Raw genomic sequence first — 23,939 nt, forward strand, 5'->3', positions numbered from 1 at the left:
CCGGCACCCCGGCCTCCGCGAGCCAGACCGCGATCCGCAGTTCACGGCGGGCCCGGTCGAGGAGTTCGGCGTCGCGGCCCACCTTGACCACCAGGTCACCGACGGCGAACACCGCGTTCTCGCCGAGCGCGAGCAGCCGCGCGTCCCCGGCCGCCCCGGGCAGCACACCCGCCGCGCCCAGTACGTCCCGCGCCCGTGCCTCGTCCATCCTTCGCCTCCGTGTCCATACCACTGGCCCGCCCCAGCAGGGCGTCAGGTTCACGCCATACGGCGGCCAGTCTCGCATTCGCACAGGTCGGACGATGTGCGCGGTGCCTTGACGACCCCTCCCCGTCAGGCGTTCAGCCCGAGATCACTTACCGGGCGAGCAGAAGACCGTGCACACCGAGGTGCCGGCGCAGGTGTTGGTGACCTGGCAGACACTCTTGGTGCAGACCGTCCTGGTCGCGATCTGAGAGATGGACGGCGGGGGCGCCTGCTCACCGGCAGGGCTGGCGGAGGGAGCGGAGATCCGGGCGTCGAGGTCGAATGCGTCCGACATTTAATTTCCTTTCGTGATTCCTTTCCCGGCCGTGAGGTAAGCCGGGAGCGCCGGTGTTTTCCCGGCGTGCAAAGAATCATGTCGAATCGTCTCAGGGAGTCTCTATTGGCCGTGGCGACAATATTTTCGGAGTCAGCTTCTGGATTTATCCAGCTCGCTCGGGTGAGCGTCGGATCGTCTTTCTGTCAAGAATGTGTACGACGCCAGACAGGCGGTCAGGCGTGAACCGAGCTCCAGCTTTCCCATGACGGCGGACACATGAGCACGTACGGTCCGCTCGCTCACATGGAGGCGCTGCGCCATCGCTTCGTTGGACAGTCCTTCGGCGAGTAGGAGAAAGGTCTCCTGCTCGCGGGGGGTGAGCCGGCCCACTCGGTCCAGGGCCGGTCTCCAGTGAGGCTCCGCGCATGCGGAGCCGGAAGGGGGTGCGCCGGTGCCGCTCACGGTGCTGCCATGCTCCTGTCCGCGTCAGGGTGTTTGAGATGGTCGGTGGTCAGCCGTCGGTAGAACGGCTCGTCGGTGAGCAATTGTTCGTGCGTGCCCATGGCGCTGACCCGGCCGTCGTCCAGGACGACGATCCGGTCGGCCGCGCGTACGGTCGACATTCGATGGGCCACCACCAGCAGAGCGTGTTTCCGGGATATCTTCCGTAACATCTCGGTGATTTCCCGTTCGTTGATGAGGTCGAGTTGCGATGTGGGTTCGTCCAGCAGCAGGAGATGCGGTCGGCCCAGCAATGCGCGAGCAATGGCGACTCGTTGGCGTTCTCCGCCGGAAAGATTGAAACCGCGGTCACCGACTTCTGTCCGCAGCCCGTCCGGAAGACGTTCGACGAGTTCTTCGAGGTTGACCATTCGCAGCGTTTCGCGAATGCTTTCCTCGTCCGCCGCCGGAGTCGCGTACACCAGGTTGTCGCGCAGGGTTCCGTGCAGCAGGGGCGCGTGTTGCTCGACGAGACCGATCCGGGCACGGTGCGCGCGCGGGTCGACATCGCGGATGTCCGTGCCGTCGAAGGCGATGTGTCCGCCGTCGGGCTCGTAGAACTTCTCCACGAGCGACACGATGGTGCTCTTACCGGCACCGGAGCGTCCCACGAGCGCGACGATGCCGGTCCGCGGCACCGTGAAGGAGACGTCGCGCAGCACGGGCCGTTCACCGTACGAGAAGGTGACGTTCCGCAGATCGAGCAGCGTCGATGAGGAAGCCGCGGGTGGCGTCGCCGGCGCCTGCGTGACCTCTTCCACGGGCAGCCCCAGGACGTCCTCGATCCGGCCGAGCGATCCCAGGCCGCGCTGGATGAGGCTGAGCGCGTTGAAGAGTCCCGCGAGCGGCATGACGAGATAGGTGGCGAACAGGAGAAACGCCACGAGCTCGCTGACGGTCATCGATCCGTTCGACACACGGACCGCGCCGATCAACAGGACGAGGAGGAACGAACCGTTGACCGCGATCTCCATGGCCGGTCCCACGACGGAGCCCAGCCGCGCGGAGCGCAGTCCCGCGGTGTAGGCGGTGTCGACGTCCGCTCCGATGCGTTCGGCCTCCCGGCGCTCGGCACGGGCGGCCCGGACCGTCCTGATGCCGCCGAGCACGCGTTCGAGGTCGGCGGTCATCGCTCCGACGCCGGCGAGGGCCTGCTCGGTGCTGCTGCGGATGCCGGCCATCACGCCGGCGACGAGGACGGCGGCGACCACAAGTGTTGCGGCGACCATGAGGAACATCACCGGGTCGATCCAGATCATCAGCCCCGCGGCACCGACGCCGGTGACGCCTACGGTGACGAGTTGGACGAAGCTGCCGGCCACCATGTCGCGCAGCACGGTGGTGTCCGTCCCGACCCGTGACAGCAGATCGCCGGTCCGTCGGCCGTCGAGTTCCTGGATCCGGACGAACATCAGTCGCTCGACGAGCCGGCGCCGCAGCCGCCGGACCACGCTCTCGCCGGTCGCGTCCAGCAGGTACTGACCGCCGGCCTCCAGCGCCGCCTGGGCGAGGAAGAGAGCGGTCAGGGCCACGACGAGCGAGGCGACGGCTTCATGGGCCGAGACTCGGTCGATCAGACGCATGGTCAGCAGTGGCTGGAACAGGCCGACTACCGTACCCGTGACCGTCAGCACGAGCGCCGCGACCACGGTACGGCCGCTGCCCCGCAGCAGGCGCAGCAGATCGCCGATGCGCGGGCCGTCGGTTTCCTGGGCCGACCCCGCCTGGTCCTGGACCGCCCCGGTGCCCCCGGCAGCGGTCGCCTTGACGTCGCCGGTCATGAGCGACCCCTCTTCCCTGCCCCGGGGCTCACACCGATCAGCACCTGGAAGTAGCCCTGGGGCAGCTCCTCGCCCACCAGTCGGCCATCCGCCTCGACCCAGGCGTGGGCGCCGAACGGCGGCGCGCTGCGGACGCCGACGCACCAGGTGGGCCACTCTCCCCTGGCCCGGCACAGCAGGGCCGTGGCAACGGAACGAGGCAGACAGCCCTCCCGTCCGGCGCACACCGCGCTGACGGTGGTGACCGCTCGGCGGGCGCGAAGGGCCCTGTCGTGACCGGCCGGGCGGGCTCCGCGCGCCACGCGGCGGAGCAGCCGGCCCAGGCGGGCCGGCGGGAGAAGCAGGAGCGGCCGCGCCACGGCGACGGCAATACGGGCCTGGGTGCGTTGCCCGAACGACGTTCCCGTATGCGTCTCCGGCACCGGGTGGAAGCTCATGCCCTCACCAGCCGGGCCTCGCGCAGGGCGGACAGCAGCGCGGCCACGTCGGTCGTCGCGCGGTCCTCGTCCACCTCGAACTCGGCGCACAGTGTGCCGATGATCTCCTCGGCCGGACTGCCTTCGAGCAGGGCCGCCAGGATCAGACCACCGGTCGGGTTGAGTTCCCAGTACTCGCCCGTACCGCCGTTCAGCAGGACCTTGCCGTAGTCCGTGTCGACCAAGGACACGTCCTCGCGCAATTGCATGGAGATGTTCCCCTTCAGATGGTGCGAAGCCAGATCTCGCAGGCGAGCGTGGCGTCGAGGCCGCCGTGCCGCAGTTCGGGCGATGAGGGCCGGAGGGTGATGTCCACGAGGCGTTCGGCATCGACGAGGCCGGCCTTGGCGAGGTGCGACTCCCGCCACAGTTCGGCCAACCGCACCCGGTTCTCCCGCAGGCCGTTGGCCGCGTCGACCGATGCCTCGCCCTTGGTGGTACGCCGCAGCAGGGCGTCGGGTACATGACCGCGCATCGCCGTCTTCAGCAGCGGCTTGAACTCCCAAGGGGTGGTGCGCTCCTCGGAACGTACGGACCAGCACGCCGTGATGACCCGGTCGTCCAGGAACGGGCTGGCCAGCGGCAGTCCGCTGTGCTCTGCCACCTGGTGCAGAACGCGGGTGGCGCGCGTCCCGTGGTGAAGCGTGTGGAGTTCGTTGTGCAGTGCGTGGGTGGCGCCACGAGGCTCGGCCGTCGCCGCGGCCTCCCGTAGCTTCCTGCGTACGGAGTCGGCGGCGTCGGGTGTGACCCACGTCGGCAACCGCGGCGGTATGTCCCAGGAGAAGACGTCTGGACTGTGCGGAGCCGACCGGGGGGCGGTGATCCGGTCGGCGGTGTCCGCCAGCCACTGGCCGTACGGCCGCCGGTCGGTGAGCACCGACACCGTCTCCCGCAACGACCAGCGGTTCTGGGCACGGTAACCCCGGATGCTGCGCAGCGCCTTGAGCGGACGGGTGGTCAGCAGATCCCGGTGATGGGCGGGGTGGCCCCACAGGACGTGGTCGCCGCCCATGCCGGTGAAGTGCAGCCGCGAGCCACGGGCGAGGAGCCCGTCGTGGCCGACCAGTTGGCGGGGCTGGTCGATGATCGTGGGCAGCGGTTCGTCGACGGGACCGGTGACGTCGAGCAGACCGCTGTAGAACAGCGGGATCTCGTCGATGCCCAGCAGGATGTGTTCCAGGCTGTCGATCTCGGACGCCGCCAGCCGGGCCCAGTGCACGTCATCGTCACCGATGTCCCGGCTGGGCATGGTGAGCGCGGGCAGCGGCTCCGCGCTCGCTCGGGCGGCTAGGGCGCAGATGGTGGTGGAGTCCAGGCCGCCGGACAGGTCGCAGCTGACTGTTTCGGCCGCGGCCACCCGGAAACGTACGGCGTCGTCGAGTGCCTCGCGCAGTGCCTCGGCACCCTCGACGAGCGGGACATGGGTGTGTGGGGGTTCCCACCAGCGGACCGTCCCGGTCCTGCCCCGGCCGAACCGGAGGAGGTCGCCGGGAACGACGGCGCGCACACCGCGCCACAGCGGCACGTCACCCAGCGGATGGGGTACAAAGTCCAGGAGGCGAAGGGCGAGCATGTCCTCGTCCAGTGGTGCGTCGAGCAACCGCGCCAGAGTGTCGGCGCGGTTGGCGGACACGGTGACCTCGCCGACGGTGGCGTGGAACAGGCGGCGCAGCCCGCCAGCTGTGCCGCGGGCGTGGATCTCGCCGTGTGCCTCCACAACGGCGTGGAAGTCGCCGGGCAGGCGCGCGGTCAGGCGGTCGAGTGCGTCGATGTCCCTCACGTCGGCGATGTGGGCTTCAAGTTCGCGTTGACCGACGGGAGTGTGCCCGATCAGCGCCACGAACAGGCCGTGTCCGTTGCGGGCTTGGACGGAGGTGAGCCAGTCGCCCAAGATAAACGGGTTTCCGGAGGGGTGGGCGATGGTTCGCGCGGCACGTGTCACCATGCGGGAGGCCACGGCGAGGGCGGCCTCACAGTCCGGGAACAGCGTGAACCATCCCTCGCCGTGGTCTGTCATCGGACTACAGGCCCAGAGGCAGACGGACCTTGGGCTCGTGCGGCCCGCGCTTCAGGAATCCGGTGTCCTTGCGGAAGTCGCCGGCCTTGGACAGCGCCGGAACCTCGTAGACCTTCCTGGCCATATTCCTTGTCCTTTCTCTCGCGGGAATTTCTGACAGGGCGGCACTCGATTTCGGGAAATCGGGTGCCGCTCACAGCGGAAATCTTGGTCCCGCTCCGAGAACCGATCAAGAAGCTCTCCAGGCCCACCACTTTGGGTGGCCACGCCCGGTCCGCCATTCGGCGTCCACTGACATGGCTGCCACCAGCGCGAAGACGCGCCGTCCACTCGTGGGGCGGGTAGACCGGGCGCAGTGGATCGACCTGGCTTTCTTAGGCTCTTCTTCACTCTCCGTATGAGCTTCATTGGCACCACGCCGATCCAGCAGTGGTGTCACAGGGGTCGCCGGGCCTGCGGCGACTGGAGTGGACCGCACTGCGTCCGCCCGTGGCGCGCCACCACGCGCGGCATTCGCTCGATGGCGGAGATGATCGCGGTGCGTGAAATGCCGGATACATCCGCCAGGTTGACGACCTGCTGGAGTTGTACGGAGATGTCGTCCATGTTCATCGGGTGTGAGGAATGGAGGACGACGGGGCCGCGGCCACGGCCGAAATCGATGATTCCCTCGCTCCGCAGCATCCGCAGTGCTCGCAGAACGGTGTTCTTGTTGGCCCCGTATTTCTTGCCGAGTTGGTCCGCCGGGGGAAGCTGCTCTCCCCGGGCATACAGGCCGGACGCTATATCTGCTCTGATTCTCACCTTGATCTGGACATAGAGCGGTGTCGTGGCCTCACCGCTCTGTCGGTGGACATTCGCGACACCAGGCACAGGTAACATCCTGCTGTTCCCCCCATAGTTCGGATGTGTCAAAAAACGCGCCAAGTCATCGACTTACCGGCGCGGTGATGACCGAGGCAGCCCCGTGGGCCGGCCTCCGCGTGGTCGGCGCGGGACCGGAGTCTGCCTGGTTGGTATTGCGGCCCTCGATGGGCCGGTGGGCTGAGCGAGTACTCGGAGTCGTGACAACGCTGTCGCGGGGGCCCTGTCCGGATGGGTTTCGTGCCGTCCGGAACGGGACGCGCGGGGCGAACGTGATCAGGGCTGGGCTTGGGCTCGTGTGTTCAGTCACCGGCAAACGCGTCGGCGACCGGTACGGCGATGAAGTCGCCAGGGCCGTCCGGCATCGCATCGACACCAGAACCGGTAAACGGAGCCGGGAGACGGTCCACGTCATCACCGACCTGACCAGCCGCCCGGCATCCCCCCGAGCCGATCGCGAAGATCTTGAGGGCGCACTGGATGATCGAAAACCCGCTCCACTTCGTCCGGGACACCGCCAGCCCGTGAGGACGCCTCCAAGATCCGCGCCGGTCACGGCCCGGAGAACCCGGAGAACATGGCCCCCTGCGCAGCTTCGTCATCCACCAGTTTCCCACCGCCGGCCACGTCGACATCGCCGCCAGGCTCCGCACCACAGCCCTTCGCCCTCCCAGCGGTCGCTGACCCTCCTCGGCCTCGGTCGATCAGCACTGATCCATGATCAAAAGTCTTTGCCAAGCGCCCTGGGTATGCCTGGTCCGCGGCGCGAGGAAACCGCGCATACGAGAAAGTCGCACACGCCGGTGGCTCTCTGGGCATAGATGGCTCTTTCGGTGGGCGCCTGCCGATCGACGATCACGTGGAGTCGTCGGACCGAACGATTCCGCTGCCGGATCTTGCTATGCCCCCGCAGGCATGTCAACGATCGTTTCCTGCCACGGAACGATCGTTTGAGGGACTGCTGAAGAGCCGAGTAGTGTGCGTGGGACAGGCACACCGACCTTGGGAGCGATTGGTGGAGCAACCTCTCACCGAAACTCTTCGGCGCCTCAGTGCGCACCGTGAGACGGAGGGCCTCAACTCCCGAGAGCTGGCAGCTCAGACGGCTCTTCCTGAGGATGTTGTTCGTGAGTTGCTTCGCGGTGGCAACCCGCCACCGGACACCATTCAGCAAAGGGTCTGCGCACGCATCAACGCCCTGGCAAACGCCTACTTGACTCGTACGAACAAGAAGTTGAGCGACCTCGTTTCTGAGGTTGCAGATCGCCTCACGATTTCCGAAGTTTGGGCGCGAAAGCTCCTCAAAGGCGAGAAGATGCCCAACGTGCCCTTGCTCCACGACTTCGCGGACTTCTTCGACGTCGAAGGCGGGGAGACGTTCTTCACCATGTCAGCGGAGGACTCACTCAATCGTGTTCTCCAGTCGATCCTCCAGAAGTACGAAAACCCCGCATCCGATCCCGTCCAGGCGCTGATGAAGAAGTACGGCGTCGTCAACGCCGACCTCAGGCACGCCGGTTCCTTGACGCCTGAGCAGCTTGAGGTGCTCCTTGCCGGCGTTATCCGGTCGGTCCTGCCCCCGGGGGGAGACTCAGCCCGATGAACATCCGAGCCATGAAATCACTTTTGTCTGCGCTCGGGAGAGAAGCAGCTCACTCGATCGACCGGCCCGCGGACGCGGAGGTGGTCATGCGGGAGTTCTGCCGGGCGATGAGTGTTCGTACGGGCCACCCGATTGAACTCCTGTTTCGACGCTTTCCCTCGGACATTCCCGTGTCCGGCATGCGCCTGGACTGCGGGGATCGGTCGATCATCGTGGTCGAGAAAGCAACCGTGCCGGAGGCACAGCTGGTCATCCTCGGACACGAACTGTGGCACGAGGAACAAGGCGACTGCGGCCACCACACCCCCGGATTGGCAGCTGCCGCCCGCGCGCTCGTGCCCGCCCAGGCCCCCGGCACGCTACAGCGCGTAGTCGATCAGATCCTGACCGACCAGGACGTGCCACGCGAAGCGATCCAGATGGGCGCGGCGCGTGCAGAGTCCCTTGCGGAGCGCGAGGCGGCAGCGGAGACCTTTGGCCTGCTGTTCGGCAGCGAGGTCCGTGCATGGGTGAAGGGCCGCTACGCCGAAGGCCCCGTCAGTGAGTCAACTCTCGAGGGACGCATCAACGTGTCGCTCACCAACCGCGGTGGACGCATACTTTTATGATCTACGTCCCTTACTCGGTCCCTGCCGTCCTGCTGGCGCTTGCGCTGTTCTTCAAGATCCCGACGTTCATCCGAGCCTGGCGCAACCCCGAGGTAAGAGCAACAACCCTGCTGCTGGTCTGGGCCACGGCTGCGTTCACTGTCATCATTCCCGTCAACATCGAGCGCCTCAACGAAGTCACGGGTGTCCCGAACATAGCGGCACCTTGGGCCTATTCGTTCCTGACCGCGTCCGGTGCCACAGGCCTGGCCATGATCATGCGCTGGAGCGAGGAACCATCCGAGCACCGGCGGCGCAAGATCCGGCGCATCTATGCGATCTACACCGGCATGATCATAGTTCTGTGGGTCACTTTCTTCCTCGCCGATGCGCCGGACGTGCGAATCTACGACCTCGATACCTACTACGCCAGCACGCCGTGGATGCGTGAACACATCCTGCTCTACCTGCTCGCGCACTTCACCACGTGTTCCGCTTCGGTGTTCATGCTCTGGAAGTGGTTCAAGGAAGTCGAGAACCCCTGGCTGAAGTCAGGGGTCGTCTTCCTGCAAGGCTCTTTCGTCCTAGGCCTGGCCTTCGACATAGCCAAACTGACTGCGATCACGGCCCGCTGGCTCGGCGCCGACTGGGACTGGCTCAGTACGAAGGCCGCACCACCTCTGGCACTCATGGAGGGGGCGCTCGCAGCCGTAGGCTTCATCACCCCCCAGGCTGGCCCGGCCCTCAAGGAGTGGAGCCGAAACCGGCGCGAGTATCGCCGGTTGAGACCACTGTGGCGCGCGGTACTCGTCCTGGCCCCCGCCGCAGCAACGGCACGGTTCGGGTACTGGGTTCCACTGGAGTTGCGCGTGCTGCAGCGCCGCCAGCGTATCCACGACTCTCTGCGTCTGCTCGCCCCGTACTACAACACGGCCCTGTACCACCAGGCGTACACGGAGGCCGCCGCGACCTACACCGAGCCCAAGGCCCGCGCCATCGCCGGAGCCGTCGCCATCCGCGACGCGATCGCTGCCTGCAGCAACGGCACACCCGTCTCCGCCAGCGGACAGACCCCACAGATCGGCACCGAGATCACCGACCACGTCGCGGCCATCTCCGTCGCCCTCGACAGCCCTGCCACCGTCAACAGCCTCCGCCAGTGCGCAACCGGACAGAAAGCATGAACGCACATGCCTGACAGCGCCACCACTCGTCGGCCTACCGCAGTCGTCATCGGCGCCAGCGCCGCCGGGCTCTTCGCCGCCGCAGCTCTCGCTGAGTTCGCAGACGTCGAAGTCATCGAACGCGACACCCTGCCCGAGGGGCCCGAACCGCGCCGAGGCGTTCCCCAGGCACGGCACGCACACGTTGTGTGGAGCGGCGGCGTCCGGGCCTTCAACGACCTTCTGCCCGGTCTCACCGACGACGTCGTTGCCCGGGGTGGGCGCATGGCCCACATCATGGGCGACATGGTCTCCCGCGCCCCCAACGGCGTGTGGTTCCGCCGTTTCCGGTCCACTCACCACCGCAACATGGTGTGCTCCAGAGACCTGCTCGACGCCGTCATACGTGACCGCGTCCTCACCAATGCACGGATCACCCTCCGAGACATGACCACTGCCCTGTCGCTGGAGGGCACCGCCACCCAGGTGACCGGCCTCCGCGTCCGCACCGGCGAAGAAGAATCCGTCCTGAACGCCGACCTTGTCGTCGATGCCTCCGGCCGCGGCTCCCACGCCTCGCAGTGGCTCGTAGACCTGGGTCTCCCCAGAGCAACCGAACGGGAAGTCAACCCTGGCGTCACCTACGCCACTCGCCTCTACAAGGCTCCGAGCCGTGCTGGCAGCGACTTCCCGCTGATCAACGTGCAGGCCAACCCCAGACAGGCCCCCGGCCGGGGCGGCATCATCCTCCCCATCGAGAACAACCAGTGGCTCGTCACTCTAGGAGGCACACGCGGCGGCGAACCCACCGCCGACCCGGACGCCTTCGCTGCTTTCGCCCTGGGCTTCGGCCACCCGGTCATAGGCGAACTGCTCCAGAAGGTCGAACCCATCAGCGACATCGTCACGACCCGTGGCACCGCCAACCGCCGCCGCTACTACGAGAAGGCGAAGCACTGGCCGGACGGCTTCATTGTCCTCGGCGACGCCGTCGCCGCCTACAACCCCGTCTACGGACACGGCCTGACCGTCGCAGCCCAGAGCGCGACCGCTGTCTGCGACGTACTCCGCTCCACTGGCCTCACAGTGCCTGGCACAGCCCGCCGCCTCCAACGAGCTGCCTCACGGCCCGTTGCCGCAGCGTGGGACCTTGCTATCGGCCAAGACGCCTTCTACCCCGGCGCAACAGACACCCCACCCACCTCAGTTGAAAGGTTGCTCGCCCGCTTCGTCGACCGCGCTGTTGCAACCGGAGCCCGAAACCCCCGCGCGATGAGGGCACTGCTCGACGTGATGAGTATGGAAAAGCCGGCAACCCGCCTGCTCTCCCCGGACATGCTGATCCCGATGCTCTTCGGTCCTAAGAAGCCCCATCTGCAGGGGCCGCCTCTGACCGGCGGAGAGCGAGAAGCAGCGACCTCCTAACCATCAGTGTCGACCACTGCTGCAGCTCGACCTGCTTCAGAGGCGCTTGTGTCGAGGTCGAACAAGCATCCTCGTATGCCCGTCTGGCCCCGTCAGCAGCTACGCGTGCAGCCACGCAGCGCCGTGGTTGACCACTTCCGGATGCCTCGCCGGTGGACAGCCGGTGGACAGACGCCTTTGGACAGTGCATCACGGGGTGGCACAGGTCAACCTGTGGCATGTGCTCTGATCAGGCAAAACGTCACGGGACAGTACGACGCGGCATTACGCAACACGAATGGTCATGGTCTCGTAATGCGTAGGTCTCGGGTTCGAATCCCGAAGGCGGCTCTATGGTGAACCCCGGGTCGGGCCTCTGAGCTGGGGTTTCTTGCTTCGGGTGACCTTGGAATCCAGGCTGATCGGGCACCTGTGGTCTACGCATCGCCATGCGTAGGTCTGGGATTGACAGGTAGTGGCCGTTTCGGTTCACAGGGCTGTGACCTGGCTTTTTGTTCCGTGCTGCCGGTCGGTTGGGGTCTGTTGGGTTCAGTGTGGTGGCCATGCGGTGGCCAAGCGTGCAGAGATCGTGCAAACGGATCCTCGGCCGCCGTGCCCTCACAGGCGTGCTCAAGGCCGCAGGGTTGTGCCATCCGGAAAATCCCACGATCAACGCGCTCCACATGGGGCACGATCGACAACCCGCTCGTGGAGCGACTCCTGCGCCTGAAACAGTTGGCGCTCAACAGCCTCAGTCAGGTTCGGGTTGCCGATGATGGCTTCGCCTCGCGTACCTCGTCGGCATCGCCACCGCAGGATTGCGGTTGGAGCCGGCAGTTGGAAACGCTCGGGAGCGTGACGTGACAGAGGGAACGCTTCGTGTGCCGAGTGTCGAGTTCGCGCCGTCGGTATCCACCGTGGCGGCACTGGACGTGGCAGGTCCTCGTTGACGGGACGGCCGCAGGGGGGCGCCGTGCTTTGTCATCGGTCGACAACACGCCATGCGCAGGAGTGTGCGCGGCGAGGCGTGACTCCCCTGGCCGGTTGAGCACAAGCCGCTCTCGTAGCGGTGGAAGAGGTATGAACCGCCTGCGAGCGTAGATCACGGCATGCCACAGTCGCGGCATGCGCAGCGCGGACGGAGTGATGGACGAGTGGGGGTCCCCCCGGCCGAAGGCTGGGGGAGTTCCGGCACAGTCCGGGACGGGCGCGGAGGGCTCCGTGGCCGAGGTGACACGGCGGCGGTGGGGCGTGGCTCTGGGCGGACCGTTCCCGGCGCGGTTCTCGGAGCCGGGGTGGAGTTACGAGGAACGGGTCGGGCACCGTTGTCCTGTCTGTGAAGGGGAGTTGCATGCCCTGCGCAGGCCGTATGCGTCGCAGGGGCGGGTGTACCGGTACACCGCGCTCATCTGCCCCGCCTGCCCCACCGCGTTCAGCCTCGCGGACCTGGGGGTGAAGACGTACGACCAGCTCACGGCCGTACCTTCGGCGTCCGTTCCTGAGCCGCCGAGGCCCTGTCCGGGCGGCACAGGGGGCACCGTGACCGCGATCCGTGTCCCCGGACGGTTGCCCGCGGCGGTGCGCGAAGGGCCGCGTCCGGCGTGGCCGGAGGACCTGGCCGTGCCGGAACAGGCCGGGAAGCGGGCCCTGTTGTGGTGCAAGGTGACCGATCCGGCGTGGCGCCCGGCCGAGGAGGCGCTCGCGGCGGCCGACGATGTGCGGGTGATCCTGCCCGAGGGGCCGGAGTACGACGCGCTGCGCGGACGGCTCGCGGAGCACGGCGTCCCCCACCGCGTCAGCCGCTACTGGGAGGAGGCCGAACAGGTCGGCACCGTCAACGAGTCGGGCGGCTGTACGGATCTGGTCGCGGTCGGTCCGGGTGGCGCCGTCCCGGCCGCGGGTCCCTGGGCGGCGGCGGCCCGGGACGCGTTCGCCGCGCAGTGGGACGCGCTGGAGGAGTTGCCGGAGGGCGACGGCGGCGCGTATGTGCCTGTCGAGGAGCTGGTGCCCGCCGAGTGGGCCGCGCTGCTGCCGCACCCGTCGTTCAATCCGGCGCAGGCGGCGGCCGTGCCGGTGGTACGGGAGGGCACCGGGCATCTGGTCGTGGTGGCGCCCACCGGGGCGGGCAAGACACCGATCGGGATGGTCGCGGCGCTTCAGGCGCACGCCGGGGGCCGGAAGGCTGCCTGGCTGGTGCCGCAGCGCTCGCTCACCGACGAACTCGACCGTGAGCTTCAGCTGTGGCGGCGCCGTGGCCTGCGCGTGGTGCGCCTGACCGGTGAGGCCGCCGTCGACACGGAGCTGATCCGGGCGGCCGACGTGTGGGTGGCCACCACGGAGAAGTTCGAGGCGATCTGCCGGGCCGGCTCGCTGCGCGACGCGCTCGCCGAGGTCGGCTGCCTGGTCGTCGACGAGATCCATCTGCTCGGCGATCCGGCCCGCGGGGCCGTACTGGAAGCGCTGCTCACCCGCGTACGGAAAGGCAGTGACAGCACCGGGACACGGATCATCGGGCTGTCGGCGACGGTCGCCAACGCGGACGAGGTCGCCGAGTGGCTGGGCGCCCGCCTGGTCCGCACCGCGTGGCGGCCCACCCGGCTGACCTGGCAGCTGCCCGTGCTGCCGCTCGCGGACGAGGCGGACTGGGCGGCGCGGGCTGCGGTGCGTACCGAGGCCGCCGTACGGATCGCCCGCGAGGTCACCGCGGACGGCGGCAGCGTGCTGGTCTTCTGCGGCAGCAAACGCCGGGTGCGGGCCACCGCGCTGGCGCTGGCCGCCGACCGGGGCGTGGCGACCGCCGGCGTGGACGCCGACGACGCCGAAGAGGTGGAGCGGCTGTGCACCAAGGCGGGCGTACGGCTGCACTACCGGGACTGGCCGTACAAGCGGGAGGCCGAACAGGTCTTCCGCGCCCGCGCGGCGGACATCCTGGTCGCCACCTCCACTGTCGCCGCGGGCGTCAACCTCCCCGCCCGGGCGGTGATCGTCAGCGACACCAGCATCGGTCTGGATCGCATCGAGGTGTCCATGGTCCAGCAGATGTTCGGACGGGCCGGACGGATCGGCGCCGGGGAGCGCGAGGGCTGGGCGTTCCTGCTCGCCGACCCGGCGGAACGGGCGCACTGGCAGGCCCGGCTGGCCGCCGGTTACACGGTGCGGTCGCGGCTGGGCGACCATCTGCCCGACCATCTGCTGTCCGAGGCCGTTCAGGAACGGGTGTCCACCGCCCAGGAGACGGAGGCGTGGTGGGCGGGGACGTTCGCCGCACATCAGGGTGAGGACGGCGTCGAGCCCCTGCGTGAGGCGGCTCGGTTCCTCACCGCGTCGGGCTGTCTGCGCGTCACCGCAGACGAGGGCCGCTGGGAAACGAGCCCGCTGGGCAGGCTGACCAGCCGCTTCATGGTCGACGCCACCCTCGCCGACGACCTGGCCACAGCGGTACGGGAATCCCCCGTGCCCGAAGACGCCTTCACCGCCGAGCGATTGCTGGCGGCCCTGCTCAGCACCGGACTTCCGGTGCTCGAACAGGCGCCGTTCACCGACCGCGCACGCACGGCGCTGCGCCGCGTACTGCGCGAAACGGACCACGAGCACGGGGAGCCGGAGGAGAGCGACGCGCCGGCGGAGGACGAGCCGAGACCGGAGGCCGGCGACCTCGCCCGCGCGGTCCTCCACCTCGTCGCCGACCGCCCGGCCCTCTTCCGCGGCCGGCCCGGCTACGTCCTCGGCATCCCCGTCGACTCCATGACCGGCATCCTGGACGAGGCCCAGCGCTACCTGGCCTGGCTCGGCGCGCAGGGCCCCCTCGGCACGGTCCACCCCTGGGCAGCCGTCGTCGCCGGCGATCTGGCCCAGCGCATCCGGTGGCGCACGCTCGGGCCCGGCCGAGGAGCCGGACGGCTGCTGTGGATGTGCGAACGGATGGCCACCGCCCCGCTCGCCCCCGACCTCGTTCCCCGGATGTGGCGCGCGGCCCGCGCCCGCGGCATCGACGCCCCCGACTGGAGCGGGACGACACCGCCGAGCGACTGCGCCCTGCCCCCGGACCGCTACCGCGCACTCCTCGCGGAGCGCGCCACCGGCGTCCACCTCGCCCTCCAGGCCGACACGGTCCACGTGACGGCCCCGCCCGGCTCGGTAATCCGGCTGTGGAACGGCGCGACCACCACCCTGCACATCGCCGACGGCGAAGCGACCACCTTGCTCCTGCCGCCCGACGACCCGTCCGACCCCTCTGCGGGGCGCGGCGGAGCGGCCGTCTTCACCCGCGGCGACCGGCTGGGGACGGGATGGCTGGGGGCATACGCGGCGATCCGCCTCTGAGCCGGCCGCCGGGTGGATCCCCATGGCGGTCACCGCCTGGTAGGGGTGTGAGAGGGGCGCATGGTAGCACAGGTGGCATGAGCCGGGGAGCGGCTTACCAGCGCTGGTCAGGATGCGGCAGACTGGTGCGGACACCGGCGGAGTCCGGCCGGACGCGCACCAGCCGAGACAAGGGAGAAGGGAAGCCCGCTGTTCTGTGAGTGACGAGTTCGACGCCCCGGAGCCCCCAGCCCCGGAGCCCGTAGACGAGGGCGCGTTCGGTATCGACGCGTTCTCCCTCGACGACCGGCTGCGGCTGTTCCACTTCGCCTCCGCCGAGAAGCGCCACGAATACCTGTGGCTGCTGCGGGCCTTCGATCGCGGGCGCGCCAACTACCAGGTTCTGCTGCATGCTTCGGACGCGGTGGGACTGCTGGAGCGGCTCGCCGTCGACCACCCCGCGGCGGGCGCCGTCGGTGCCGTCGGGGGGCCGGCCGGTGTGCAGTCGCTGCTCGACGCGCTCTCGGAGTGGCAGGTCCTGGACCGGTCGTACGACGGGACGCGCGCCGCGAACCTCGCCGAGTACCGCAACCGCCATTACGTGTACCAGTTCACCCAGGCGGGATACCGGGCGTACCGGGCCGTGGAGGACGTACTCGGCGCGAGCCTGGAGGACGCCCAGCTCTCCCGCCTCGTCTTCCCCGACATCCTCGGTGACCTGCGCGCGCTGGCCGATGCCAACACCGCGGGCGACGGCGAGGAGGTGTACCGCAAGCTCGGCCGTCTCGACTCGGTGCTGAACGAGATGGCGCAGCGGGCCGCCCGTTTCTACTTGATGCTGGGCGACCTGGCACGTACCAACGACACCCGGCCCGAGGTGTTCCTCGCCCACAAGGACACGCTCCTCGCGCACATGCGGGAGTTCACCGCCGAACTCGGACGCTACGCCCCGCTGCTCGCCGAGGCGGTCGAGAAGGCGGCGGCCACCGGTGTGGACCGCATGATCGAGTACGCGGCGGAGGCGGACGAGCGGCTCTTCCGCAGTCCGGCCGAGCGCTTGGCGGACTGGCGACACCGGTGGGACGGCATCGTCCACTGGTTCGCGGAGCGCGAGCACAGCGAGACCGAACGGCTGCAGGACGCCACCGTCACCGCGATCCGCTCCGTCCTCGCCCTGCTGCGCCGGGTCACCGAGGCGCGCCGGGGCGGGGTGAGCCGGGAGAGCCAACTGCGCCACCTCGCCCAGTGGTTCACCTCCTGCGAGAGCGACGAGGACGCGCACGCCCTGTTCCAGGCGGTGTTCGGGCTCGGTGCGCCCCGCCACATCGCCGTCCCGTACGCCGACCCGGAGCAGATTCCGGGGCGTACCTCCTGGTGGGAGGCCGAACCGGTCGAACTCGCCCGCACCCTGGTCCAGTCCGGCCGCACCCCCGCCCTGCACGGCCCCGGCCGCATCGAACGCGACGACGACCGGCGGGCCCTGCTCCGCGCCGAGCAGCTCAAGGAGCAGGCCGAGCGCAGCGGCGCCGCGAACTCCCTCGCCTCGGACGGTGTGTACGGCCGGACGCTCGACGAGCCCGAGACACGGGCGCTGCTCGCCCTCCTCGACGTGGCGCTCGCCGCCCGTGTCCCCGCCAGCCGCCGGGTCACCGCCGCCTCCGGATCCGCCCACGGGGTACGGCTCACCCTCACCCCCGCCGAGGGCTCCACGACCGTCGACACCGTGCGCGGGCGTCTCCATCTCGACGGGCTCCGTCTGGAGGTCACCGCATGATCCGTCACCGAGGCAGGACCGCATGAACCGTGTCGCCGAGGGCGTCTCCCCGCTCGAACTCGCCGACTACCAGAAGGCGGTACGCCTCGTCCTGCGGCACCCGCTGATCACACCCGGGTACCCGGATCGGGCGGCGCTGGCGACCGTGCGCCGCTGGGCCGAGCAGCTGCGCACCGACCTGATGGAGGCACTGGGCTACCGGCTCGTGACCACTGCCGACACCGCCCGGCTCCAGCGCGCCCAGGACGGCCTGGACGCCACCCGCCCGGCCCTCACCCGCGCGGGACGCCCCTTCGACCGCCGCCGTTACGCCTACCTCGTCCTCGCCCTCGCGGCCCTGGGCCGGCACGGCGCGCAGGTGGCGCTGGGCGAGCTGGCCGACGCGGTCGCCGCCGACGCCGTACGCATCGACGGACTCGGGCTCGACACCGCGCGCAAGGCCGACCGGGACGCCTTCGTCGATGCCGTCAGCTGGCTCACCGAACGCGGCGCGCTCACCCTCGCCGACGGCTCCGCCACCGCCTGGGCCGGCGATCCCGAGCGCGCCGAGGCCCTGTACGACATCGACCGGGAGATCCTCCTCGCCGTCCACCACCCGACCCGCGTCCTGCAGCACCTGACCTCCGTCACCGCGCTCCTCGACTCCGGCAGCGCGCTGGGCCTGTCCGCGGGGCGTGCCGCACAGCGCCGTGACCAGGCCCGGCGCGCCCGCCGCCTGGTGCTGGAGAACCCGGTCGCGTACTACGCCGACGCCGATGCCGAACTGCTGGGTCAGCTGCGGGCGCCCGCCCTCGTCGAGGACTTGGAGCGCCTGACCGGGCTGACCGTGGAGCGGCGGGCCGAGGGCGTGGCGCTCATCGACACCTCCGGGAGGCTGTCCGACATCCGCTTCCCCGGCGGCGGCACCGTCGCACAGGCCGCGCTGCTGCTCGCCGCCCGGATCAGCGCCGCCGTCCAGCGTTCCGGACGGCATGCCCCCGAGCTGCTGCCCGCGCCCACCGCCGCCGAACGCCTCGCGGCGCGCGCCCGACGTATCGACGCGGCCCTGCCGGCCCGTGGTCTGATGTCCGAACTCGCCGAGCCGGACGCGGAGTCGGGGTTCAAGCAGTCGGCGTACGAGGCGCCCGCCGACGAGGGGCAGGAACCGGCGGAGACGCGTTACCCCTTCGTCACGGACTCCTGGCTGCGGGGCAGGCTCAAGGAGATCACCGCCGAGTACGGTGCGGGCTTCGCCGCCGATCTGCGTGGTGACCCGGACCGGCTGCTGGGTCAGGCGCTCGACCTGCTGGCCGCCATGTCACTGATCGCCCGGGTCGATGGCGGGGCTCTCGCGCTTCCGCTGCTCGCCCGCTACCGGGGGGTCACCGCCCGCGTGAGAACCCGTGCAGCGGCCGGGCCGCCCTCCCAGACCGCCCTGTTCACCGACGACGCCACCAAGGACCCCACTCCGTGAGCACCCCCGCTCCTACTCAGGCTCCCACCCACTCAGCCCGGTTCGTTCCCACCCGTGCAGGGATCATCAACCTGTGGGACTACCGGGACGAGGAGTTCTCCTTCGCGGGCGGCTGGCTGGTGCTGCGCGGCCCCAACGGATCCGGCAAGACCAAGGCCCTCGAAGTCCTCTTCCCCTTCGTCCTCGACGGCCGTATCGACCCCAAGCGGCTCAACCCGTTCGCCGCCGAGGACCGCACGATGAAGTCCAACCTGCTCTTCCGCGGGCAGGACAGCGCGCTCGGCTACGTCTGGATCGAGTTCACCCACCGGGAGACCGGTCAGGCCGTCACCTGCGGCATCGGGCTGCACGCCCAGCGGCACCGCGACACACCCGCTCGCTGGCACTTCGTCGCCGACGGCCGCGTCGGGGAGGACTTCTCCCTCCTCACCCACGACGACCGGCCGATGACGAGGAAGCAGCTCGCCGCCGAACTCGGACACGAGCTGATCGCCTCCACGGCCGACTACCGCGCCGCCGTCGACCGGCGCCTGTTCGGCCTCGGCTCGGAGCGGTACGAGCAACTGCTCACCCTGATCCTCACGTTGCGCCGCCCGCAGCTCGCCAAGAACCTCGACCCGGCCAAGCTCTCCGACACCCTCACCGCCGGTCTGCGCCCGCTCGACGACGACCTGATCGCCGAGGCGGCCCGTTCCTTCGACGACATGGAGTCCGTGCAGCGCACCCTTGAGGGGCTGGTCGCCGCCGACGACGCCACCCGTGCCTTCCTCGCGAGCTACTCCACCTATCTGCGGGTCCACGCCCGTGCCGCCGCGGACCGGCTCACCGCCCGCCGTACCGAGACCGCCGAGCGCGCCGCCGCGCTGCGCACCGCCACCGCGGACCTGACGGCGGCCCGCGAGCAGCAGGCCGCCGCCGAGGCGCACGCCGAGTCGGCCGACGCCTCGCTCGCCGCCCAGCGCGCCCGTCTCGACCAACTGCGCTCCTCCGCCGCCTACCAGGCCGTCGAGCAACTGGCCGACCTGGAACGCCTGGTGCGCACCTGCGAGCAGACCGCCCGGCAGGCGACCGCCGACCGTGAACGCCGTACGGCCGCCACCGGTCGCGCCCGCGCCGAGGCCGAACACGCCGCGCGACTCGCCGCCGAGCTCGACACGGCCGTCTCCCGGGACGCCGCCGCCGTGGCCGACCACGCCCACACCGCCGGCCTCCCCTGGACCCCGGCCGACGCCGAGCCCACCTGCCTCGCCGACCGCTCCGCCGCGCTCGCCGCCGCCCGCCACGAGGGCGTCCGGGCCGTGCGCGCCGCCCAGCAGGCGGCACGCGGCGCCGAGCAGACCCGTGACCTTGCCCGGATCTCGCTCGACCGTGCTCAGGGGGCCGTCACCGCGGCCGAGACCGCGGAGACCGCCGCCGAGTCGGCTCTGGAGTCCGCCCGCGAACAGGCCCGTACGGCGCTCGGTCAGTGGACGAGCGCTCATGGTGTGCTTCTCTCGGAGGCCGGTGCCGCCCGGCTCGCCGAGGCCCTCGAACTCACCGGCGAGGCGGAGACCCCGGGCGAGCCCGTCACGCTCGCCGACGCCTTCACCGAGGCCACCGCACCCGCCGTGCAGGAACTGCGCGACACCCTCGCCTCACTGCGTGCCCGGCGCACCGATGTCGAGCGCCGCCGTGCCGAGACCGAGGCCGAACGCGACCGGATCGCCGCCGAACACGACGACGCTCCGCCCCCGGCCCGGGGCCGTAGCCTGGAAAGGGCACTCGGTGACGGCGTCCCGCTGTGGCGGCTCGTCGACTTCGACGACGAGCTGACGGAACGTCAGCGAGCCGGTCTGGAAGCGGCCCTGGAGGCGTCGGGCCTCCTCGACGCCCTCGTCACCGCCGAGGCCAATCCCGTGGCGGCCGGACACAGCGAGGGCTACCTCCGTGCCGGCGCCCCGGTGAACGGCCCGAGTCTCGCCGACCTCCTGCGCCCCGAGATCCCGGAGAACCCCCAGGGCGAGGCGGCCATCCCGACCGCCGCCCGCATCACCGCCGTACTACGCTCCGTCGCCGTCACCGGCGACCTCGACGCCGGCATCCCGCACATCGGCCCCGACGGCCGGTACGCGGCCGGTGTCCTGGTCGGCGCCCACACCAAGGAGCACGCCGAGTACGTCGGCGCGACCGCCCGTGCCCGTCGGCGTGCCGCCCGGATCGCCGCCTGCGAGACGCTGCTGGCCGAACTCTCCTCCCAGAGCGACGAGTTGGCGCGTACCCAGGCCCGTACGGACGCCGCCTTGGAGGCGTACGCCGCCGCCCGCGCCGCCCTGCCTCGCACCACCGGCATCACGCAGGCGCTGCGCGAACTCGACCGGGCTGCGGCGCGGCTGCGCGCCACCCGCGACGCCGCCGACGCCTCCCAGGCCGCGTACGACGAGTCGGTGGCCGCCTGCTCGGTCGCCGAACGCGCCCTGCGCCGTACCGCGGCCGAGCACGCCATCGAGTCCGAACGCGTCGACGCCGTCGAGACCGCCACCCGCGCTTTCGAGATGGCGGTCCGCGAACTCGCCGCCCGTCGCCGCGAACACGCCCGCCAGAGCGAGGCGGCCGAGGCCGCCGCCGACCGGCTCACCGCCGCCGCCGAGGACGAGGAGGCGGCGACGGACGCCGAGCGCGCGGCGCGCCGTCGGCACACCGAGGAGGCCGCGGGGCTGGAGGCCCTCCAGGAGGCCGTCGGGGCCGAGGCGCAGGAGGTGATGCGGCAGGTGCAGGAGACCGAGGACGGAATCGACGCCCTGGTCCGGGAGGCCGAGGCGGCCCGCACGGCCCAGCACACCGCGATCGCGGGCACCGCGGCGGCCGAGGCCCGCCGTACGGCCGCCGCCGAGGCCGGGGCGGTCGCCGCGGCGGAGGAGAAGGACACCGCCCGCGGTCTGCGCCCGTACGCGGCCCGTGAACTCCTCGACATCCTGCGCTGCCCGCCCGGCCTGGCCTGGCCCGCCCAGGAGGCCGACTGGGCCGGCGAGGAACTCCCGCCCGCCGTGGCCGCCGTACACGAGGCGATCCTGACCGCCACCCGCGACCTCACCCCCACCGAGACCAGCCTCAAGCAGTCCGTCACCCGTCTCACCAAGGCCCTGGACGACCTGCAGGCGCGGCTCGCCGCCGCCGGACAGGACTACCGGCCCGAATGGGACGGCTCCGACGGTGTCATCCTCGTCCGCGTGGCCGACGAGGAGGGGCCGCTGCCCGTGGCGGCCTTCGCCCAGAAGATCTCCTCCCACCGGCGTGACCAGGCCGAACTGCTCTCCGAGTCCGAGCAGCGCATCCTGGAGGACGCCCTGCTCACCCGGCTCGCCCAGCAGATCCACGACCGCACCGTCGACGCCCGCGACCTGATCCGGCGGATGAACACCGACATGCGCAAGCGGACGATGTCGTCGGGGACGACGGTCGGAGTGAGCTGGCTGCTCGCCGACCACCTCGACGACGAACAGCGTGCCGTCTGCGGCCTCCTCGACGCCGACGCCGCCCGCCTCGGCCCCGAGGGTCTCACCCGGGTGCGCACCCACTTCGCGGCGCAGATCAAGACCGCCCGCGCCCGCCACCGCGACCAGCCCTACCGCGAACTGCTCGCCGAGGTCCTCGACTATCGGCGCTGGCGCCAGTTCGCGTTCCAGCTCGTACGCCCCGACAGGAGCGAGGAGCGGCTCACCCGCGCCCGGCACAGCCGCCTGTCGGGCGGCGAGCAGTCCGTGTCGCTGCACCTGCCGCTGTTCGCCGCCGCGCACGCCATGCTCAACTCCGCCGACCCGCACGCCCCGCGCCTGCTCGCCCTCGACGAGGCCTTCGCGGGCGTGGACGACACCGGGCGCGGCGAACTCATGTCGCTGGCCGCCCAGTTCGACCTCGACCTGTTCATGACCGGCTACGACCTGTGGGCCGCCCACGCCTCCGTGTCCGCCGCCGCCCACTACGACCTCGCGCACACCGCCGTCGACCACACCGTCTCCGCCCTGCTGCTCGTCTGGGACGGCGACCGGCTCCTCGCCGACGACACCGGCGACCTCACCGCCGCCCTCGGCTCACCGGGCACCCGGCGCGCCCCGACGCCCGGGGAGGCCGCGGTTGTCGACTGAGCAGAGTGAAGGCCACGGGTACGACGAGTTGCGGGGCGAGGGATGGACCCGGCTGCTCGCCGCCGCCCGCCGCAGACTGGAGCGCACCGGAGGCGCGCTCGACGGCGACATCGGGCTCACGAGGCCCAGCGACGCCGAGCGCCGCACCGTCATCGGCATCACCGGCCGCTACCGACCCGAGACCGTGGGGCGTCTCGCCGTACCCCTGCGTGACCTGGACGGGTATCTGTACGACCGTTACGGCACGGGTCTCCTCCAGACCCTCGGTCGGCTCCACGGGCCACTGCGCGACCGGCCGGCCGAACGAGCCGACGAGGAAGCGCGCCGCGATCAGGCACTGAAGTCCACCCACTCCAGTCGACTCGCCGGGCAGGGATGGTTCGCCGCCTGGCTGGACCGGATCGCCGTCGACGGCACCCTCACCCGTCTCGTACGCCGCGGGGACACGCCGCTCCTCGACGCGGCGGTACGTGTCCTGGAAAGGCTGACCGGTGACGAGGACCACTCCGCGGACTCCCCGAACCGGGTCCGCGGTGTCCTGCCGCTTCCGGTGCTCGCCGAGTGGGCCACCGGCGACACCAAGGCCCTTGTGCCCGGCACCCCGCTCGAACAACTCGTCCTGCGCGCCCTCGCCCAGCGCGCCGGCGACGGCCGTGCCGTACCGCGCGAGCGGGCCGGGCGGCGCGCCCTGTGGGAGAGCGCCGGAGCCATCGCGGACGACCTCGCCAGCCAGGTACTCGTCCTCAACATCGGCGCCGAGGGGGATACCGTGGTCTGCGACTGGCTGCGTGACGCCGCCGACTTCGGCATCCCCTTCCGGATCACCCTCCACCAGCTCGCCACCGACCCCGTCGTCCCCGCCGCCCGCACCATCTTCGTCTGCGAGAACCCGGCCGTACTGCGCGCCGCCGCCGGCGAACTCCGGTCCGCCAGCCGCGCCGCCGCCCTCGTGTGCACCGAGGGCGTCCCGTCCGCCGCCTGCCACAAACTGCTCGGCGACGCCGTACGCGCGGGAGCCCGGCTGCACTGGCGCGCCGACTTCGACTGGGCCGGCCTGCGCATCACCGCGGACGCCGTGGCCCGCCACGGTGCCGGTCCCTGGCGGATGAACGCCGCCGACTACACGGCGGCACTCGGCGAGGGCGAGTCCACACCACTCGCGGGACCGCCCGCGGCCAGCCCCTGGGACCCCGGACTGGCCCTCGCGATGGAGGCATCGGGCAGCGCGGTCATGGAGGAACGCCTCCTGCCCGCGCTCCTGTCCGACCTCACCCGTGCCTGATCCGGCGACAGCGCCCGAGGAGAACGATCCCGAACGCCGACTTCCTGTGCCGTCCCTGGGGGGATCCCATTCCGGTCACCGGGACATG

18 protein-coding genes and 1 pseudogene are annotated in these 23,939 nt (G+C 70.4%); 9 read left to right on the plus strand and 10 right to left on the minus strand.

Going from position 1 to position 23,939, the window contains the following annotated elements; all coding sequences use genetic code 11:
- From STRIP9103_RS08045 to STRIP9103_RS08080, 10 genes and pseudogenes are all read right to left on the minus strand, one after another.
- A pseudogene (locus tag STRIP9103_RS08045) lies at positions 1-208 on the minus strand (aminoglycoside phosphotransferase family protein); the annotation flags it as partial.
- Positions 209-352: 144 nt separating this feature from the next.
- The gene (locus STRIP9103_RS08050) at positions 353-541 is read right to left on the minus strand and encodes an FDLD family class I lanthipeptide (protein ID WP_048819912.1); all 189 of its coding nucleotides are present in this window, start codon (positions 539-541) and stop codon (positions 353-355) included.
- Positions 542-673: 132 nt separating this feature from the next.
- Entirely contained in the window at positions 674-985 is a 312-nt protein-coding gene (locus STRIP9103_RS46120) for a response regulator transcription factor (protein WP_100243871.1), read from the minus strand.
- Complete coding sequence (locus STRIP9103_RS08055; RefSeq protein WP_009303065.1) at positions 982-2,805, minus strand: ABC transporter ATP-binding protein; 1,824 nt, start codon at positions 2,803-2,805, stop codon at positions 982-984. The genes STRIP9103_RS46120 and STRIP9103_RS08055 overlap by 4 nt, the downstream gene beginning before the upstream one ends.
- A complete protein-coding gene (locus tag STRIP9103_RS08060) occupies positions 2,802-3,242 on the minus strand; it encodes a lasso peptide biosynthesis B2 protein (protein ID WP_048819913.1) in 441 nt (146 codons plus the stop codon). The genes STRIP9103_RS08055 and STRIP9103_RS08060 overlap by 4 nt, the downstream gene beginning before the upstream one ends.
- The gene (locus STRIP9103_RS08065) at positions 3,239-3,490 is read right to left on the minus strand and encodes a lasso peptide biosynthesis PqqD family chaperone (RefSeq protein ID WP_009303025.1); all 252 of its coding nucleotides are present in this window, start codon (positions 3,488-3,490) and stop codon (positions 3,239-3,241) included. The genes STRIP9103_RS08060 and STRIP9103_RS08065 overlap by 4 nt, the downstream gene beginning before the upstream one ends.
- A 14-nt stretch (positions 3,491-3,504) precedes the next feature.
- The gene (locus tag STRIP9103_RS08070) at positions 3,505-5,298 is read right to left on the minus strand and encodes an asparagine synthase-related protein (protein ID WP_009303038.1); all 1,794 of its coding nucleotides are present in this window, start codon (positions 5,296-5,298) and stop codon (positions 3,505-3,507) included.
- A 4-nt stretch (positions 5,299-5,302) separates the two neighbouring features.
- Entirely contained in the window at positions 5,303-5,422 is a 120-nt protein-coding gene (locus STRIP9103_RS49610) for a keywimysin-related RiPP (protein WP_009303044.1), read from the minus strand.
- Positions 5,423-5,733: 311 nt separating this feature from the next.
- On the minus strand, positions 5,734-6,180 hold the full coding sequence (locus STRIP9103_RS08075; protein WP_009303050.1) for a GntR family transcriptional regulator: 447 nt from the start codon (positions 6,178-6,180) through the stop codon (positions 5,734-5,736).
- Positions 6,181-6,464: 284 nt separating this feature from the next.
- Entirely contained in the window at positions 6,465-6,677 is a 213-nt protein-coding gene (locus STRIP9103_RS08080; RefSeq protein ID WP_009303051.1) for a hypothetical protein, read from the minus strand.
- Positions 6,678-7,177: 500 nt separating this feature from the next.
- Between STRIP9103_RS08080 and STRIP9103_RS08085 the strand changes: the two genes are divergently transcribed.
- The 9 genes from STRIP9103_RS08085 (at position 7,178) to STRIP9103_RS08125 (ending at position 23,851) form a co-directional block, all read left to right on the plus strand.
- Positions 7,178-7,765: a hypothetical protein gene (locus tag STRIP9103_RS08085; RefSeq protein WP_234022149.1), complete on the plus strand. Its 588-nt coding sequence runs from the start codon at positions 7,178-7,180 to the stop codon at positions 7,763-7,765.
- Positions 7,762-8,373, plus strand: a complete 612-nt coding sequence (locus STRIP9103_RS08090) for a hypothetical protein (protein ID WP_009303061.1) — start codon at positions 7,762-7,764, stop codon at positions 8,371-8,373. Before STRIP9103_RS08085 ends, STRIP9103_RS08090 begins: the two co-directional genes overlap by 4 nt.
- Positions 8,370-9,536, plus strand: a complete 1,167-nt coding sequence (locus STRIP9103_RS08095; protein ID WP_009303024.1) for an MAB_1171c family putative transporter — start codon at positions 8,370-8,372, stop codon at positions 9,534-9,536. The genes STRIP9103_RS08090 and STRIP9103_RS08095 overlap by 4 nt, the downstream gene beginning before the upstream one ends.
- A gap of 6 nt (positions 9,537-9,542) precedes the next feature.
- Positions 9,543-10,940, plus strand: coding sequence for an NAD(P)/FAD-dependent oxidoreductase (locus STRIP9103_RS08100; protein ID WP_009303049.1), 1,398 nt, complete (start codon positions 9,543-9,545; stop codon positions 10,938-10,940).
- Positions 10,941-12,044: 1,104 nt separating this feature from the next.
- Positions 12,045-15,242, plus strand: a complete 3,198-nt coding sequence (locus STRIP9103_RS08105; RefSeq protein ID WP_234022150.1) for a DEAD/DEAH box helicase — start codon at positions 12,045-12,047, stop codon at positions 15,240-15,242.
- 196 nt (positions 15,243-15,438) lie between these two features.
- Positions 15,439-16,995, plus strand: coding sequence for a TIGR02677 family protein (locus tag STRIP9103_RS08110; protein ID WP_009303056.1), 1,557 nt, complete (start codon positions 15,439-15,441; stop codon positions 16,993-16,995).
- Positions 16,996-17,017: 22 nt separating this feature from the next.
- The gene (locus tag STRIP9103_RS08115) at positions 17,018-18,448 is read left to right on the plus strand and encodes a TIGR02678 family protein (protein ID WP_009303030.1); all 1,431 of its coding nucleotides are present in this window, start codon (positions 17,018-17,020) and stop codon (positions 18,446-18,448) included.
- Positions 18,445-22,569, plus strand: a complete 4,125-nt coding sequence (locus tag STRIP9103_RS08120; protein ID WP_009303028.1) for a TIGR02680 family protein — start codon at positions 18,445-18,447, stop codon at positions 22,567-22,569. Before STRIP9103_RS08115 ends, STRIP9103_RS08120 begins: the two co-directional genes overlap by 4 nt.
- Positions 22,559-23,851, plus strand: coding sequence for a TIGR02679 family protein (locus tag STRIP9103_RS08125; RefSeq protein ID WP_009303054.1), 1,293 nt, complete (start codon positions 22,559-22,561; stop codon positions 23,849-23,851). The genes STRIP9103_RS08120 and STRIP9103_RS08125 overlap by 11 nt, the downstream gene beginning before the upstream one ends.
- Positions 23,852-23,939: the final 88 nt, after the last annotated feature.

The organism is Streptomyces ipomoeae 91-03 (assembly GCF_000317595.1).
In the GTDB taxonomy this organism is placed as follows: Bacteria; Actinomycetota; Actinomycetes; order Streptomycetales; family Streptomycetaceae; genus Streptomyces; species Streptomyces ipomoeae.

Coding starts and splice junctions, on each gene's coding strand:
- STRIP9103_RS08100 (WP_009303049.1), top strand. CDS start 9,543: ATGCCTGACAGCGCCACCACTCGTCGGCCTACCGCAGTCGTCATCGGC.
- STRIP9103_RS08095 (WP_009303024.1), top strand. CDS start 8,370: ATGATCTACGTCCCTTACTCGGTCCCTGCCGTCCTGCTGGCGCTTGCG.
- STRIP9103_RS49610 (WP_009303044.1), bottom strand. CDS start 5,422: ATGGCCAGGAAGGTCTACGAGGTTCCGGCGCTGTCCAAGGCCGGCGAC.
- STRIP9103_RS08115 (WP_009303030.1), top strand. CDS start 17,018: ATGAACCGTGTCGCCGAGGGCGTCTCCCCGCTCGAACTCGCCGACTAC.
- STRIP9103_RS08050 (WP_048819912.1), bottom strand. CDS start 541: ATGTCGGACGCATTCGACCTCGACGCCCGGATCTCCGCTCCCTCCGCC.
- STRIP9103_RS08055 (WP_009303065.1), bottom strand. CDS start 2,805: ATGACCGGCGACGTCAAGGCGACCGCTGCCGGGGGCACCGGGGCGGTC.
- STRIP9103_RS08065 (WP_009303025.1), bottom strand. CDS start 3,490: ATGCAATTGCGCGAGGACGTGTCCTTGGTCGACACGGACTACGGCAAG.
- STRIP9103_RS08090 (WP_009303061.1), top strand. CDS start 7,762: ATGAACATCCGAGCCATGAAATCACTTTTGTCTGCGCTCGGGAGAGAA.
- STRIP9103_RS08060 (WP_048819913.1), bottom strand. CDS start 3,242: ATGAGCTTCCACCCGGTGCCGGAGACGCATACGGGAACGTCGTTCGGG.
- STRIP9103_RS08070 (WP_009303038.1), bottom strand. CDS start 5,298: ATGACAGACCACGGCGAGGGATGGTTCACGCTGTTCCCGGACTGTGAG.
- STRIP9103_RS08075 (WP_009303050.1), bottom strand. CDS start 6,180: ATGTTACCTGTGCCTGGTGTCGCGAATGTCCACCGACAGAGCGGTGAG.
- STRIP9103_RS08105 (WP_234022150.1), top strand. CDS start 12,045: ATGCGCAGCGCGGACGGAGTGATGGACGAGTGGGGGTCCCCCCGGCCG.